At 42.1% G+C, this 15,222-nt stretch carries 11 protein-coding genes and 16 tRNA genes; all 27 read right to left on the bottom strand.

What is annotated here, in order from left to right; all coding sequences use genetic code 11:
• Positions 1–10: 10 nt before the first annotated feature.
• The 27 genes from purF to BN1356_RS12200 all read right to left on the bottom strand — a co-directional run bounded on the left by purF (position 11) and on the right by BN1356_RS12200 (position 15,172).
• Positions 11–1,459 carry an amidophosphoribosyltransferase gene (gene purF / locus BN1356_RS12070; RefSeq protein WP_093651622.1) on the bottom strand — a complete coding sequence of 483 codons (1,449 nt, stop codon included), beginning with the start codon at positions 1,457–1,459 and terminating at the stop codon, positions 11–13.
• A 98-nt stretch (positions 1,460–1,557) separates the two neighbouring features.
• The gene (locus tag BN1356_RS12075; RefSeq protein ID WP_093651623.1) at positions 1,558–5,283 is read right to left on the bottom strand and encodes a phosphoribosylformylglycinamidine synthase; all 3,726 of its coding nucleotides are present in this window, start codon (positions 5,281–5,283) and stop codon (positions 1,558–1,560) included.
• A 345-nt stretch (positions 5,284–5,628) separates the two neighbouring features.
• Positions 5,629–6,336, bottom strand: a complete 708-nt coding sequence (gene purC, locus BN1356_RS12080) for a phosphoribosylaminoimidazolesuccinocarboxamide synthase (RefSeq protein ID WP_093651624.1) — start codon at positions 6,334–6,336, stop codon at positions 5,629–5,631.
• Between the two features lie 107 nt (positions 6,337–6,443).
• Positions 6,444–6,686 (bottom strand): phosphopantetheine-binding protein, encoded by a 243-nt coding sequence (locus tag BN1356_RS12085; RefSeq protein ID WP_093651625.1) that lies wholly within the window; start codon positions 6,684–6,686, stop codon positions 6,444–6,446.
• Positions 6,683–7,687 carry a phosphate acyltransferase PlsX gene (plsX, locus tag BN1356_RS12090; protein WP_093651626.1) on the bottom strand — a complete coding sequence of 335 codons (1,005 nt, stop codon included), beginning with the start codon at positions 7,685–7,687 and terminating at the stop codon, positions 6,683–6,685. The genes BN1356_RS12085 and plsX overlap by 4 nt, the downstream gene beginning before the upstream one ends.
• A 93-nt stretch (positions 7,688–7,780) precedes the next feature.
• On the bottom strand, positions 7,781–8,554 hold the full coding sequence (recO, locus tag BN1356_RS12095; RefSeq protein ID WP_093651627.1) for a DNA repair protein RecO: 774 nt from the start codon (positions 8,552–8,554) through the stop codon (positions 7,781–7,783).
• A complete protein-coding gene (locus BN1356_RS12100) occupies positions 8,542–9,717 on the bottom strand; it encodes a pyridoxal phosphate-dependent aminotransferase (RefSeq protein ID WP_093651628.1) in 1,176 nt (391 codons plus the stop codon). The genes recO and BN1356_RS12100 overlap by 13 nt, the downstream gene beginning before the upstream one ends.
• A gap of 218 nt (positions 9,718–9,935) precedes the next feature.
• Complete coding sequence (locus tag BN1356_RS12105; protein WP_093651629.1) at positions 9,936–10,892, bottom strand: ribose-phosphate diphosphokinase; 957 nt, start codon at positions 10,890–10,892, stop codon at positions 9,936–9,938.
• 105 nt (positions 10,893–10,997) lie between these two features.
• Positions 10,998–12,188, bottom strand: coding sequence for a peptidoglycan hydrolase PcsB (pcsB, locus tag BN1356_RS12110; RefSeq protein WP_093651630.1), 1,191 nt, complete (start codon positions 12,186–12,188; stop codon positions 10,998–11,000).
• An 83-nt stretch (positions 12,189–12,271) separates the two neighbouring features.
• Complete coding sequence (gene mreD, locus BN1356_RS12115; RefSeq protein ID WP_245620351.1) at positions 12,272–12,775, bottom strand: rod shape-determining protein MreD; 504 nt, start codon at positions 12,773–12,775, stop codon at positions 12,272–12,274.
• Positions 12,776–12,790: 15 nt separating this feature from the next.
• Positions 12,791–13,621 (bottom strand): rod shape-determining protein MreC, encoded by an 831-nt coding sequence (gene mreC, locus BN1356_RS12120; protein WP_093651632.1) that lies wholly within the window; start codon positions 13,619–13,621, stop codon positions 12,791–12,793.
• A 61-nt stretch (positions 13,622–13,682) separates the two neighbouring features.
• Positions 13,683–13,770: transfer RNA gene (locus BN1356_RS12125), tRNA-Ser, on the bottom strand.
• Positions 13,771–13,785: 15 nt separating this feature from the next.
• Positions 13,786–13,859 (bottom strand) — tRNA-Ile (locus BN1356_RS12130).
• Between the two features lie 32 nt (positions 13,860–13,891).
• A tRNA-Phe gene (locus BN1356_RS12135) sits at positions 13,892–13,964 on the bottom strand.
• A gap of 9 nt (positions 13,965–13,973) precedes the next feature.
• Positions 13,974–14,047 (bottom strand) — tRNA-Met (locus BN1356_RS12140).
• Between the two features lie 14 nt (positions 14,048–14,061).
• Positions 14,062–14,151, bottom strand: a tRNA-Ser gene (locus BN1356_RS12145).
• Between the two features lie 6 nt (positions 14,152–14,157).
• Positions 14,158–14,231, bottom strand: a tRNA-Ile gene (locus BN1356_RS12150).
• Between the two features lie 22 nt (positions 14,232–14,253).
• Positions 14,254–14,327: transfer RNA gene (locus tag BN1356_RS12155), tRNA-Met, on the bottom strand.
• A 5-nt stretch (positions 14,328–14,332) separates the two neighbouring features.
• A tRNA-Pro gene (locus BN1356_RS12160) sits at positions 14,333–14,406 on the bottom strand.
• A 65-nt stretch (positions 14,407–14,471) separates the two neighbouring features.
• A tRNA-Arg gene (locus BN1356_RS12165) sits at positions 14,472–14,545 on the bottom strand.
• 7 nt (positions 14,546–14,552) lie between these two features.
• Positions 14,553–14,636, bottom strand: a tRNA-Leu gene (locus BN1356_RS12170).
• A 7-nt stretch (positions 14,637–14,643) separates the two neighbouring features.
• Positions 14,644–14,715: transfer RNA gene (locus BN1356_RS12175), tRNA-Gly, on the bottom strand.
• A 13-nt stretch (positions 14,716–14,728) separates the two neighbouring features.
• Positions 14,729–14,801, bottom strand: a tRNA-Thr gene (locus tag BN1356_RS12180).
• Positions 14,802–14,815: 14 nt separating this feature from the next.
• A tRNA-Leu gene (locus tag BN1356_RS12185) sits at positions 14,816–14,897 on the bottom strand.
• Positions 14,898–14,903: 6 nt separating this feature from the next.
• Positions 14,904–14,976: transfer RNA gene (locus BN1356_RS12190), tRNA-Lys, on the bottom strand.
• 28 nt (positions 14,977–15,004) lie between these two features.
• A tRNA-Asp gene (locus BN1356_RS12195) sits at positions 15,005–15,077 on the bottom strand.
• A 22-nt stretch (positions 15,078–15,099) separates the two neighbouring features.
• A tRNA-Val gene (locus tag BN1356_RS12200) sits at positions 15,100–15,172 on the bottom strand.
• Between the last annotated feature and the right edge of the window lie 50 nt (positions 15,173–15,222).

Genomic DNA, 15,222 nt, shown 5'->3' on the forward strand with positions numbered 1-15,222 from the left:
ATTTCCTTTTTTACTTTTCCAGGTAAAAGCTTGTTTTTTCCTTCAAGCTCTTAAGATAGGGTTCTTCATAGTCATACAAGGGGGTTGGAAAGTTACCATCGAAGTAAGCTACGCAGAGCCCACCATTTGGAGCATTGGTTTCAATACCAATAGAGTCAATCAACCCTTCCAATGATAGGTAAGTCAAACTATCTGCTCCAATAATCTCACAGATTTCTTCTGCTGTATAATTAGCTGAAATCAACTCCCGCCGAGTCTGGATATCGATGCCGTAGAAGCAAGGATACTTGAGCTCTGGACTCCCAATCGCTACATGGACTTCCGATGCTCCCGCTTCCTTGAGTAACTGAACAATGCGGCGAGAGGTTGTCCCACGTACAATTGAGTCATCCACCATAACCACGCGCTTGCCTTTCACCACACTAGATACGGCAGATAGTTTCATACGAACACCTTGCTCCCGTAATTCTTGGGTTGGCTGGATAAAAGTCCGCTGGCTGTATTGATTTTTAATCAGCCCCATTTCATTTGGTAATCCAGAAGCTTCTGAAAATCCCATAGCCGCTGACAAGGACGAATTGGGTACACCGACTACGATATCTGCCTCATGCTGAAATTCACGAGCCAACTGGGCTCCCATTCGTTTGCGGGCTGTATGAACATTGACCCCGTGGATGGTAGAATCCGGTCTGGCAAAGTAGACGTACTCCATGGAACAAATCGCCAGCTGCGTTTCATCCGTATAAGTGTCGAATGTAATGCCAGAATCATCAATGATGACAAGTTCCCCTGGCTTGACATCCCGCACCCACTCAGCACCAATCACTTCAAAAGCACAGGTCTCGGATGACACTACCCAAGCTCCATTTTTCATTTTTCCAATCGATAGCGGACGAAAACCATTGGGATCCAAGGCAGCAATCAGCTTATTCTCAGTCATCAAGAGATAGGCAAAGCCACCCTTGACTGTATTAAGAGCTTCTTTGACCTTACCCATAAAGCTTGGATTGTGACTTCTGCGAATGAGATGCATGAGAATTTCCGTATCCGACGACGCGTTAAAAATGGCTCCTTGTCCCTCTAAGACCTTCTTGAGACTGATAGCATTGGTCAAATTTCCATTATGGCAGAGTCCAAATTGCTCCTCCGTAAAACGATAGAGAAAAGGTTGAACATTGCTGATGGAAGCTTCGCCAGCCGTTGCATAGCGAACATGACCAATAGCTGCCGAACCGGTGAGTTTATCCAAATCTTCCGGAACTTTAAAGACCTCAGAAAGCAAACCAGTATCACGATGGGCCAGCAGTTGACCCTGGTTGTTCGAAATAATGCCTGCTCCCTCTTGACCACGGTGTTGCAGGCTGTGAAGCCCAAAATAGGTCACCTTAGCTGCATCTGCATGTCCCCAAATGCCAAACAGACCACATTCCTCATTGAGCGATTTAACTTCGTATGTCATTGTTTTTTCCTTTTTTCATGAAAGTGAGATAAAACTCATTATTTGCTCGACAAATTCTCTGCCATTACTCTAGTCGTACAGCTCCAAAATAGTCTACTTTACTTGCCTGTAAAATAAGCAACCGCTGAAGCAAAGAGTTTCTGATCTTTATTTCCAGGAATATTTTTGAAAAGATCCTTTTCCCAGCGTTCTGAATGCCCCATCTTACCGATAATTTGCCCATTTTCACTCACTATTCCTTCGATAGCATGGCTGGAGCCATTAGGATTGTACTTAGAATCCATACTTGGCTGACCATCAAAATCCACATACTGACTCCAGATTTGCCCGTTTTCACATAAGCAAGCAAATTCTTCATCACTGAGGACAAACTTCCCTTCCCCATGTGAGACCGGTATGGCATGAATATCACCAACTTGAACGCCTGTTAACCAAGGCGAGTTAGTATTGATGATGCGGGTTTCGACCATCTTTGCCACATGTTGATTGGCATCATTGTAAAAAAGAGTTGGACTACTTGCAGATATGTCCTCAAAATTACCATAAGGCAAGAACCCAGATTTAACCAAAGCTTGGAAACCATTACAGATACCAATAATGAGACCGCCTTTTTCAATAAATGCCTCTATGGCTGCCGCTACTTTTTGATTGCGTAAGATAGTGACGATGAATTTAGCCGACCCATCTGGCTCGTCTGCTGCTGAGAAGCCGCCTGCAAGGAAGAAGATATTCGCTTTTTCGATAGTTTTCACCATGGTATCGACCGACTCGGCAATGGTAGCTTCATTCAGAGTCACAAAAGGAACTACCGTAACAAGTGCACCGGCCTCTTCAAAGGCTTTAGCTGAATCGTATTCTGAGTTAGTTCCTGGAAAAACGGGAATGTAAACCAAGGGTTTTTCTATGGTTTCCGGAGCTTGGAGAGGAACTTCGGACACCACTCTTGGAACTGCCTTGATATCAGTAGCCTGTTGGAACTCTGTCGGATAGACTCCTTCCAGTTTCCCCTCAAAGGCTGCCAGTAACTTCTTGCCAGGCAATGAAAGTCCATTGACAATAAGCGTAAAGTCACTGATTGTTTGGCCAATCTGGATGGCATCTGCAACTTCTTCCCTTGAAGTAAAGACAAAGCCTCCCAACTGACCTGTCAAGCTCATGTCAAGGTCAACCAGTTCAACATTCACGCCAATCCGATTCCCAAAGGACATGAGAGCTAGCGATTCCACCACCCCCCCATACTTGACAGCTGAGGCAGCCGTGATGGCATATTTTGTCTGAATCGCCTCAAATGTGGCAAAGTTCGTTTTCATCAAATCAAAATCAATCTTTTCTGAGATTGTTTGACCTGGCAAATAATAGATATACTGACCAGCTTCTTTGAATTCTGGCGATAAGACCTTATCCACATGAGCAGTTGTCACCCCAAAGGCTACCAAGGTTGGTGGTACCGTCAACTCTTCAAAGGTTCCAGACATAGAATCTTTACCACCAATGGATGGGAGTCCCAGCTGAATCTGTGCTTCAATGGAACCCAGTAAGGCTGAAACAGGTTGTCCAAAGCGGTCAGCCTGCTTGTCCATCCGTTGGAAATATTCCTGATACGAGAAGCGAGATTGGGACCAATTGGCACCTGTAGCCACCAAGCGAGCTGTCGCTTCGATGACGGCATAGGCAGCTCCGTGATAAGGTGACCATTCAGCAATATAAGGGTTGAAGCCTTGGGCTATGACAGAAGCTGTCTTGGTAACGCCTCTTTGTACGGGTAATTTCTGTACAGAGCTTTCACTTGGTGTCATTTGATAGCGCCCACCGATAGGCTGATTGACGGTTGAACGACCGACTGAGCTATCAAAGATGGTTTGAAGTCCTTTCTGACTAGCATGATTGAGATCAGACAAGACGGCCAGAATATCACTTTCTAAATTTTCCAGCGAAGTAGTTCGCACCTCAGGCATTTCTACTGAGCTATCTACCACATTAGCATCCACTACCACGCGCACGCCATTAGTATCTAAGAAAGAACGCTCGATATCCACAATGGTTTGTCCGTTCCAAGTCATAACTAGATGAGGTTTTTCCGTGACCTTAGCAACTACCACCGCATCAATATTTTCCTTAGCACATGCTGCGATAAAAATAGTCGCATGCTCAGGTTTTACCACCACAGACATGCGCTCCTGTGATTCAGAAATAGCAATTTCCGTACCATTGAGCCCCTGATACTTAAGCGGTACCTTGTCCAAATCAATTTCCAGACCGTCCGCCAACTCACCGATGGCTACACAAACACCACCTGCACCGAAGTCATTGGATTTTTTGATGAGGCGCGTCACATCTCCATTACGGAAGAGACGTTGGATCTTGCGCTCCTCAATAGCATTCCCTTTTTGCACTTCTGCACCAGCCGTTTCAACTGATTCCGCTGTTTGAACTTTTGAAGATCCAGTAGCTCCACCAATCCCGTCACGACCCGTCTTTCCACCAAGTAGAATAACCAGGTCACCAGCGACAGGCTTCTCCCGAACCACATTGCCCTTAGGAGCTGCAGCCACAACGGCTCCTAACTCCATGCGTTTGGCAACAAAACCTGGATGGAAATACTCCCTCACATAGGTCGTGGCCAAACCGATTTGATTCCCATAGGAAGAATAACCGTGCGCCGCTGTTTTGGAAATGACCTGTTGTGGCAGTTTCCCTGGTCTTGTCTCTGTCAACGTTTTGGTAATATCCCCTGCACCAGAAATACGCATCGCCTGATAAACATAGGCCCGTCCTGACAAGGGATCACGGATAGCTCCGCCAATACAAGTCGCAGCTCCACCAAATGGTTCAATTTCTGTCGGATGATTGTGCGTTTCATTCTTGAACATGAGAAGCCAAGCTTCCTTGACTCCATCCACATCTACTTCAATTTCTACCGAGCAGGCGTTGATTTCATCCGATACTTCCATATCATCCAAACGCCCATTGGCACGCTCATAACGACCAAAAATAGTCGCCATATCCATAAGGGTCTGTGGTTTATCCGAACGTCCCAATTCCTCACGCATGGCCAAGTATTTATCATAGGTAGCCTGCAGGTGAGTTTGAAATTTTGAAGCAGAAAAGTTAATCTGCTTCAACTCAGTTTCAAAAGTGGTATGACGGCAGTGATCAGACCAGTAGGTATCCAAAACTTTCAACTCTGTCTCCGTTGGCACGCGACCAAGGGACTTAAAATACTCTTGAATGAACAGGAGGTCGTCCACTTCCATAGCCAAACCTTCTTGGCTCTTGTAGTTTGTAAAATCATCAGCTGAATAGGTAGCAAAGAAATCCAAACTTGGAATCCTTTTATCCGATTCCGAAAAAGCATGTTCTTTTATTCCAGCTTCAATATCTTTAAAGCGAGAATCAACTGGATTGAGCAAATAATGTTTGATTGCGGCCAACTCAGGTTCAGTGATATCGTTATTGACCAAATAAAGTTGAGCCGTATGCACTTTCACATCATTTGAAGAACCAAGCAGAAGCAAGGCTTCTTGAGAACTAGCAGCTCGCTGGTCGAATTGACCAGGCAACGATTCAATGGCAAAAAAGGCATAGTTGGCCAAGTCGGCTTGGAGAACCGCCTCCTCTAACAGATTGTCCGTCACCTGTTCGGAAAAAATATGCTGTTCTACCTGATCAACCAAATCAGCTGCTAGATTGAACACATCGTAAACCTGCACTATCCGTAAGTCAGTCAAACTAGACAGTTGCAAATGATGAATCAGTTCTTTTAAAAGAGCTTGTGATTTAATAGAAAAACTGTCTTTTTTCTCGACAAAAATCCGTTTGTTCATTTTAAGATACCCGGCCCATCAAGATAATAACCAAAATATAGTCTTTTGAATTAACTTTAATACGGTGTCACTATCGGCTTGCCATACTTCAGTTGAGAGAAACTGAGTTCCTTCTATTACCAACCTCCAACGGTCACTCCCCTGACTGTAAGGTGAACTGACTTTCGGCAGTTTTTATTTCCCGTCTCCAACAGTCACTTCCCTGACTGTTGGAGCTGCCTGCACCTCAGTTCCTAGTTCTAAAGTTAATTCATTTGACTATAGTACGGAGATTGTTTCTAATTCTTAGTAGAAGCAATCTCTATACTGATTTTCTCTTTTATTTTAAGGGCTTTCTTCCTTTCTCTAATCCAGTTCCTTCAATTTTTCCAAAACCATTTTATAAACATCGGTTAAGGAACCTAGGTTTCTACGAAAAACATCCTTATCCAAGTGGTTTCCATTTTCATCCCAGAGACGGCAATTGTCAGGTGAAAACTCATCTGCTAAGATAATCTTTCCATCCCTATCTTTGCCAAACTCCAATTTAAAGTCAATGAGATTGAGCCCAACCTGTGAAAACCAATCCTTCAACAGTTCGTTGATGCGATAGGTTTCTGATTTAAGGTAAGAGATTTCTTCCTGATTTGCAATCTTCAATAGTCGAATATGATCATCATTGATAAAAGGGTCATCCAGCTCATCGCTTTTGTAATAAAACTCAATGATTGGCTGCTCCAATGGCTCGCCTTCCTCCATCCCAAAACGCTTAGCAAAGGAACCAGCAGAAACATTTCGCAAAACCACTTCTAAGGGAATGATATCAACTTTTTGATTCATTTGCTCCCTATCAGATAACTGCTTAACAAAATGCGTCGCCACACCTGCATGCGCTAATCTTTGGAAAATAAGAGATGAGATCTGATTGGTAAGAGCTCCCTTGCCAACAATAGCCTCTTTACGAGCACCATTAAGCATCGTTGCCTGGTCTTTGTAAACCGAAACAATCAAATTCTCATCTTCTGAACTATAGAGATCTTTTGCCTTCCCCGAATAAATCAATTCTTTTTTCAATTATCGTTCGCCTTTAACTTATATTTTTTCTTGATTATACCACACTGATAAACAAATTAAAATAATAAACAGAATATAAGTTGTTATATAATAAAAAACGTACGTTTTTAGCGTACGTTTTTATTTTGGATGTAGGAAACAATATCTGAAAGAGTTGTCAGATTTTCAATATCATGATCCGAAATATCCATTCCAAATTCATCTTCCAAACTAATGACAAATTCCATCACTTCCACAGAATCTTCAGCAATCTGATCGTTCAAAGATAGGTCTGGGCTGATAAGGAAGTCTTCTCCTTTTTGCTCTACTAAGATTTTTTGAATTCTGGCATAAATTTCATCTTTTGTCATTGTGAATCCTCCTTGATCGAAAATTTTTCAACCGACTTTTTGACAACTTGACTATCTAACATAGTCCGAACTTGTTTGATCGTACTGAAAATAGATTTGGCATCACTAGACCCATGGGCCTTAACAACTGGGGCATTCAGACCAAAGAGGACTGCTCCGCCAGCATCTGAATAATCCAAGGTTTTCTTCAATGAACGCAAGGCGTCTTTCATGAAAAGATAGCCAATCTTAGCTTTCCAACCACCCTTTTCAATGGCAGATTTGAGCTGCCCCATAATGGACATAGCTGTTCCCTCAACTGTTTTTAAAACAGCGTTTCCCGTGAAACCATCCGCTACAATCACATCTGCGACACCATTTAAGAGTTCACGCGCCTCCACATTACCTACAAAGTGGATACTATCTTCAGCTAGTAAAAGGGCATAGGTTTCTTTCCGTAAAGGATCGCCCTTACTTTCTTCTGTTCCATTATTGAGCAAACCAACACGAGGCTTAGCAATCCCACGAACATTTTCCGCGTAAAAGGAACCTAAGACGGCATACTGGTGGAGATGGCTAGCTGTATTTTCCGCATTAGCACCCAAGTCTAACATATCAAAACCTTGACCATCGACTGTCGGTAAGGTTGATAGCAAACCAGGACGCTCAATCCCCTTGATACGGCCGACTACAAAAAGTCCAGCTGCCAGAAGGGCTCCAGTATTCCCAGCAGACAAGACCGCATCGGCCCTTCCTTCTTTCACCGCACGGGCCGCCAATACCATAGAAGCATTTTTCTTGCGACGAATAGCTTTGGCAGGTTCATCATCCGAATTAATTTTTTCATCTGTATGGATGATACTGACCCGCTCAGTCGCTGTCAAATAGTGCTTGATCTTCGCCTCATCCCCATAAAGTTGGATTTCAATATCTGAAAAAATGGCTAGGGCTTGATTAACCCCTTCTACAATGGCTTTTGGGGCATGGTCGCCGCCCATAGCGTCAACGGCAATTTTCTTCATTCTTAGACTCCTCACTAAAACTACTGGCTATATTATAGCATATTTCCTGGACATTTTCGTTTTTAAAAAGATTGCCCACACAAGCAATCTAATCTATTTTTTATCCTCTTTTGTTTTCATAATATGAGCCCACTTATCCAAATCATCAATGAATTTCTTACTTTTTAAATGAATCCCGACATATTCCTCATAGAGTTGATCAATAAAAATCCGCAATTTCTGCTTCATCTCTGCTTTGATAGAAATGGTCTCTAAATCTGCAAAAGAAATCGATTGAAACTGATCCAGCAAGTAGAGAACATTAGGATCTATATGTGACCGTCTCGGATCCTCATGAAGATGCTGGGGACAAAGCACCCCTGAATACTGATAAGAATAATCAAAAGGAAGACCGACGCGATGGCAAAAGGCACATTCATGAAAGTTCAGCGAAACACCAAAACGACCCAAAATCTGAATCTCAAAGATATTGGTCAGAACTTCCGCATCCAATCCAGATTCCATCAAATCCAAGGTCCTCTCCAGAAAGGCAAAGAGTCCGGCATCAGCGATGCCATCCTGCATACAAGCATCAGCTAAAGACACAATATAAGAAGCATAGGACAAGGTAAAGATATCTTCATGAATCCGTTTAAAGGTCTTGATTTGATGAACATCATCGATATAGCCCAAGCCCTCTTCATTTAACTTCAGACTATAATCCGCTACAGTTAAGGGCTGGATTCCTGCTATCAGCTTAGACTTCCTCGCGTGTTTAACAAAAAACATGCGTTTGCCAGCCTGCTCCGTAAAAATCTTGACCAGCTTATCATCCTCACGAAAGTTTCGATTGTAAAGGACCAAGCCCTTTGTTTCTATCCCTTGCATTCTTCCATGTATTCCTTAAGACGCTTCATTGCTTCTTTGATCGTTTCCATGCTAGCTGCATAAGAAAGTCTGATATAGCCCTCCCCATATTTGCCAAAGGCGGCACCTGGAATCATGGCCACTGCTTTTTTACGCGCAAAATCCTGCAAGAAAGCAAACGAATCCTGATTGTAATCAGCTGGAATTTTAGCAAAAATATAGAAAGCCCCATCTGGTTTAATAATATGGTAACCTAATTCCGTCATTTTCTCAATGATATAATCCCTGCGGACCCGATACTCATCCCGCATTGGCAAAGCATCATCCTTCCCGTTTTTTAGGGCTTCGATAGCACCAAACTGCATAGGTGTTGCTGCAGCAGTAACCAAATACTGATGACTCTTAATCAATTGACGAATAATCATCGGTGAGGAACAAATCATCCCAATTCGCCAACCGGTCATGGCATGAGATTTTGATAAACTTTGAATCAAGATTGTCTGCTCTGGCAAGTATTCCGCAATGGATACATGAGAATCCTCTGTATAGTTTAGCTCGGCATAAACCTCATCAGAAAGGACGAAAATAGGGTATTTCTTTAAGATCTGAGCAAAAGCTTTGATTTGGTGACGGGAATAGGTGACCCCAGTTGGATTAGCTGGATAGTTAAGAATGACTGCCTTAAGCTTGTCTCCTTGCTCCAAAATAGCTGCTTCCAACATATCAGGTGTCAGGACAAAATCATTTCCTGTTGTATCGATTTCAACGATGTCAGCTCCAACCATATTGACAATAGGCTCATAGCCAGGATAAGCTGGTGCTGGAAGAAGAACGGTATCCCCTGCTTCCAAGATGCCAACAAGTGATGCTGATAGGGCCTCGGTCGCACCGATAGTGACCAAAATCTGCTGATCGGCGGCATAGGATAAATTATATTTTTCTTTGAGAAACTCTGATGTAGCTTGTCGCAATTCCAAGAGCCCTGCCATACCCGTATAGTGACCCTCATTAGCCTCTATAGCAGCCTTTGCAGCGTTCTTCACATGCTCAGGAATCGTAAAATCAGGCTCTCCCAAAGTCAGTTTCAAAATACCAGGAATATCTGAAATCGACTGATCAAATTGACGAATCATAGAAACTTCAATCCGATCTAATTGTTTGTTAAAACGTTGGTTCAAATCCATTCTACTACCTCACTTTATACTCTTTGAAAATCAAAATTAGATTTTGTTAAAACTCCTTACCTACCGCTAGGTATGTCTGCGTCGCTTTGCCTCATCTATTTTTGATTTTCTTTGAGTATTACTTTCGCCTTTCTATTATAATACAATTTTCAGAAAATTAAAACTATAAAAAGAAGAGCTAACCAAGGGTTAAAACTCTTCTCACTTTAAATTGTTCTCTAGTTGTTAAATAGAGGAGATAAAGGACGCTTCTCATGAATCCGAATAATGGCTTCTGCTAATAGATCCGCTGTTGAAATCAGTTCAATTTTATCAATCAACCGTTCCTCAGGAATTTCAATCGTATCCAAAACAACCAATTTCTTAATAGCTGATTTAGAAATATTATCCATAGCGGGACCTGATAAAACCGGATGGGTACAAGAAGCATATACTTCCACTGCACCAGCTTCTTGAAGAGCATCGGCCGCATGACAAATAGTGCCAGCCGTGTCAATCATATCATCGATTAAGATACAAGTCTTGCCCTCGATATTTCCAATGATATTCATCACCTCAGAAGTGTTCATCTTATTGACACTACGGCGTTTATCAATAATAGCAATTGGTGTTTTCAAAAATTGAGCCAACTTACGAGCACGAGTCACACCACCATGATCTGGAGAAACGACAACATAGCCCTCTCCCATCATTCCACGACGCTCAAAATAATCTGCAATCAGGGGAGCGCCCATCAAATGATCAACAGGAATATCAAAAAAACCTTGAATCTGTGCCGCATGTAAATCAATCGTCAATAGCCGATCAACACCAGCAGTTTCCAACATATTGGCAACCAATTTTGACGTAATTGGTTCACGTGCCCGTGCCTTACGATCTTGACGTGCATATCCATAATAAGGAATAACAACATTCACTGACTCAGCAGATGCTCGTTTCAAGGCATCTACCATGATCAAAATTTCCATTAAATGATCATTAACAGGTGAACTCGTTGATTGGAGAATGTAAACGTGACTGCCACGAATTGATTCTTCAATATTGACCGAAATTTCACCATCTGAAAATTGACGAACTGTAGACTTCCCAAGTGAAAGTCCAATTTGCTTTGCAACCTTCGCTGCCAACTCTTGATTTGACGAAAGTGCAAACAACTTTAAGTCAGAAAACGCCATGATAGCCTCCTATTTTTTCTTCTATACTATTTTAACGCTTTTTTAATCATTTTTCAATTAAATCAAAAAAAATGTGGCGAACCACATTTTTTATCTGTAATAATCTTAATTTGGATAGATGTAACCTGTAACTCCGTCAGCAGCTGGGTTAAACCAACCACGGTAGTTACCTACTGATCTGTTTCCTGCATAATTTGATTCGACCACTTGAATTTGTGAACCATTTACATCTGTAACAACGGCTACGTGACCATAATAGCCACCTGTCCATACTGCTACAGCACCAACTTGTGGTGTAGAACCTGTACGGAAGCCTGCAGCACGGGCACTACCAAGCCATTGACCACCATTGCCCCAGTAGTTTCCAACCCACGGAGCCACAGCCTTAGCACCCCAAGTACATTCGCCAACTGGATAAGTGTTACCTGCACTATAAACGATTGGAGCGGCTGGAGCTGGAGTCTCAGCTGGTGTAGATACAACTGGCGTTACTACTGGTGCTGCCGGTGTCGCTACTACAGAGCTAGCTACTGGTGCAACTGCTTGCTGTTGTTGCAAGCGTACTTGTCTTTGCTCTTCCTCATAAGCAGCTTGGCGAGCTGCTGCTTCTCTAGCTGCTGCTTCGGCTGCTTCTTTTTGAGCAACTAGTTCTGCTTTTTTATCTTCAGCAGTAGCTTTCTCAGCTGCTAAACTTAATTGTGCAACTTTGAGGGCTGCTTCTTGTGTTTCAAGAACTTTCTTATCATCAGCTAACTTTTGTTGGTTTTCCCAAACAATATTAATCGCTTTTTGATTTTCTTCTTGTTTTTTAGCTAGTTCTTCTTTATCTACTTTTTGTTTTTCCAACATGCGATTGTTTGCTGTAACAATCTCTCGCATTGCATTTACACGAGAAACTACATCCACAACCGATTTAGAGTCCAAGATGGTATTAATATAACTAGAAGCTGAAGCATCTGTTTGCGCACTACGAGCTTGCTCTTTGAGAGCTGAGTCACGTGAAACAATATCAGCAGTTAATTGTTCAATCTCAGCAATCAATTTCTTTGATTCTGCTTCTAATTTTTCGTTTTCAGCTGTCAAACGACTTTGCTCAGCACGAATGGTGTCTACTTTTGATTGAATCGCATCAACTTCTGTTTGAGCTGCTTCTTGTTTACCAGCAATTTCATTGATTTTACTATCTTGAGCCGCAATTTGGCTATCCGTATCATTAGCTTTTACCAACGCAACATTGCCAAGATTTGACAAAGCAACAGTAGTCAATAAAAGGGCTGCTAAGATTTTTTTCTTCATGTATAGATAAACTCCTCTATTCTTTCTGACTTTATTATTCTAACAGAAAAAACGCGTTTATATGTTACGCGTTTATTACAATTCTATGTCTTGTTTGTGATTAAAAAAACTCGTCTTAATAAGGGTTGCAAGAAAAGGAGAAAAAGAAAATTAAAGAGCAAGGTTGGCATCAAATCATAAAAAACAAAGATAAACATAGACAAATTTGTTAAAAAGAAAAGTCTAGCTAACAAAAATGCAAAAAAATCAAAAATAAAGATGATGACTATTAATATAATTTGATTAGTGACCATGCTGTATTTCATATTTTGATAAAAATAATAGATTAGATAGAGCGATAAGGGCATCAAAGTAATAGCAATACCAATAATCCCTAAGTAATAGAGATCATAAATCATACCAATAATACTAAATAAAATCAAACTATACGCCAACGGCAGATGGAAGGAAAGAAAGATACCTACCATCAAAAGAATATGACTTGAAATGGAAATAGAACCAGGTGCCAAATTGATGAGAAGTGTTGTCAACTGGCCATCCAAGAGAAAAGCTAAAAAGACAATTAGGGGAGCTAGGTAAGTAATCATTTTTCTATTCATTCCTTATTGCCCCACTACTGTCACAGCATATATATTAGAAAAATTAGCAGAAGGCTGAATGAATAATTCTCTATTCAAATTACTAGAACTAGTCCTCACTGAAGAAACTTTTCCAACAGGAATATTAGAAGGCGTCCCCCCATCCAAATCACTAGTAACCACACTAGATCCCTCAGAGATGTGCACATCACTATTTAATTGATTAACAATAAATGAATGAGTATCAGTGTCATAACCTGAAAGAATACCATAAACTTCCGTTGATTCAAGAGAAATTTTGACAGGAATTTTAGAAAAATCATCAGAATTCGTCAATAATTTAACTTTAGTCGAATCACTAGCCAAAGATTCAATAGTTCCAATCAAAGAACCGTTTGCAACAATTAACATGTCATCCTTTAAACCAGCATTTTGACCAATATTTAAAATGAGTTCTTGATTCCAAGATTTAGGACTTCGAACAGAGACTAAAGCAGAAAACAAAGGCTTATCCATATGCTGCTCTTTCATATTTAAATTTTGACGTAAACTCTCATTTTCCTTCTTTAACGATTCCATCTCAGAAATACTATTTTCCAAACCAGCTAAAGTTTCTTTTAATTCTTGATTCTCCTTATAAGCAAACATCAGTTCGTTTACAACATCTTTTTGATTAGAAAAAAAATGAGATGGTTTAGAAATAATATCATCAATACTTGACATAGACTGCCTAATCCCATCTGTTAAATAGGGAATTTTCATATCCTGTTTAACAGTTAAGAAGAGAAAAGATAAAGAAAAAACCAACAAAATAGAAAAAACAACAACTAATTTAGATTTTTTGTAGGGATTCATATAGCACCTCAATATTTAGATACAATAAAACGAGAATATCCTAAGATAATCTCGTTAACTACGGAGAATAAGGGATTCGAACCCTTGCGCCAGTTGCCCGACCTAACGATTTAGCAAACCGTCCTCTTCAGCCTCTTGAGTAATTCTCCATCTCTTAAAACTAATGGGCACGAGTGGAATCGAACCACCGACCTCACGCTTATCAGGCGTGCGCTCTAACCATCTGAGCTACGCGCCCAAGTATAACTTGGATTGATATAAAAATACCAATGGCGCGAGACGGAATCGAACCGCCGACACATGGAGCTTCAATCCATTGCTCTACCAACTGAGCTACCGAGCCATAATTTAATTGCGGGAGCAGGATTTGAACCTACGACCTTCGGGTTATGAGCCCGACGAGCTACCTAGCTGCTCCATCCCGCGTTAACAATATTTTAAGGAGGATGTGGGATTCGAACCCACGCACGCTTTTACACGCCTGACGGTTTTCAAGACCGTTCCCTTCAGCCGGACTTGGGTAATCCTCCAAATAATGGACCTTGTAGGACTTGAACCTACGGCCACTCGGTTATGAGCCGAGAGCTCTAACCAGCTGAGCTAAAGGTCCAACAACCAACAAGGTAAAAAAATAGCGGCGAAGGGGATCGAACCCCCGACCTCCCGGGTATGAACCGGACGCTCTAGCCAGCTGAGCTACACCGCCATTAATCGGGAAGACAGGATTCGAACCTGCGACCCCTTGGTCCCAAACCAAGTGCTCTACCAAGCTGAGCTACTTCCCGATATCTCTTCTTTACTAGTGGCTAGTAAAAATAAACCTCCCCTAATGTCTCCATTAAGCGAGTCATGCACCCTAGAGGAGTCGAACCTCTAACCGCCTGATTCGTAGTCAGGTACTCTATCCAATTGAGCTAAGGGTGCGCTCTTATGCCGAGGACCGGAATCGAACCGGTACGATGTTGCCATCGCAGGATTTTAAGTCCTGTGCGTCTGCCTGTTCCGCCACCCCGGCCTCTTAAAGCGAACGACGGGATTCGAACCCGCGACCCCCACCTTGGCAAGGTGGTGTTCTACCACTGAACTACGTTCGCATCTTTCCTCTTATGCCGGCTACATGACTTGAACACGCGACCCTCTGATTACAAATCAGATGCTCTACCAACTGAGCTAAGCCGGCCTATTTCTTTACTATGCGGGTTAAGGGACTTGAACCCCCACGCCCGAAAGCGCCAGATCCTAAATCTGGTGCGTCTGCCAATTCCGCCAAACCCGCATAAAATGACCCGTGCTGGGCTCGAACCAGCGACCCATTGATTAAAAGTCAATTGCTCTACCAACTGAGCTAACGAGTCTTACCTTTTCTTCGAAACTCTGTTTCGACGGTCCTGACGGGAATCGAACCCGCGATCTTCGCCGTGACAGGGCGACGTGATAACCGCTACACTACAGGACCTCTTCTTCCATAAAAAAGAAAATGGGAGTTAACGGGATCGAACCGCTGACCCTCTGCTTGTAAGGCAGATGCTCTCCCAGCTGAGCTAAACTCCCTTGGGAAACAGACACTGCTGTCTGTTTATTCTGCTAAGCGACTACCGTAT

The organism is Streptococcus varani, assembly GCF_001375655.1.
In the GTDB taxonomy this organism is placed as follows: Bacteria; Bacillota; Bacilli; order Lactobacillales; family Streptococcaceae; genus Streptococcus; species Streptococcus varani.

What these genes read in the sequence shown, in the direction of transcription:
- mreD (WP_245620351.1), bottom strand. Translation starts at nt 12,775, where the DNA reads ATGATTACTTACCTAGCTCCCCTAATTGTCTTTTTAGCTTTTCTCTTG.
- plsX (WP_093651626.1), bottom strand. Translation starts at nt 7,687, where the DNA reads ATGAAGAAAATTGCCGTTGACGCTATGGGCGGCGACCATGCCCCAAAA.
- recO (WP_093651627.1), bottom strand. Translation starts at nt 8,554, where the DNA reads ATGCAAGGGATAGAAACAAAGGGCTTGGTCCTTTACAATCGAAACTTT.
- BN1356_RS12085 (WP_093651625.1), bottom strand. Translation starts at nt 6,686, where the DNA reads ATGACAAAAGATGAAATTTATGCCAGAATTCAAAAAATCTTAGTAGAG.
- BN1356_RS12105 (WP_093651629.1), bottom strand. Translation starts at nt 10,892, where the DNA reads ATGGCGTTTTCTGACTTAAAGTTGTTTGCACTTTCGTCAAATCAAGAG.
- BN1356_RS12075 (WP_093651623.1), bottom strand. Translation starts at nt 5,283, where the DNA reads ATGAACAAACGGATTTTTGTCGAGAAAAAAGACAGTTTTTCTATTAAA.
- mreC (WP_093651632.1), bottom strand. Translation starts at nt 13,621, where the DNA reads ATGAATCCCTACAAAAAATCTAAATTAGTTGTTGTTTTTTCTATTTTG.
- pcsB (WP_093651630.1), bottom strand. Translation starts at nt 12,188, where the DNA reads ATGAAGAAAAAAATCTTAGCAGCCCTTTTATTGACTACTGTTGCTTTG.
- purF (WP_093651622.1), bottom strand. Translation starts at nt 1,459, where the DNA reads ATGACATACGAAGTTAAATCGCTCAATGAGGAATGTGGTCTGTTTGGC.
- BN1356_RS12100 (WP_093651628.1), bottom strand. Translation starts at nt 9,717, where the DNA reads ATGGATTTGAACCAACGTTTTAACAAACAATTAGATCGGATTGAAGTT.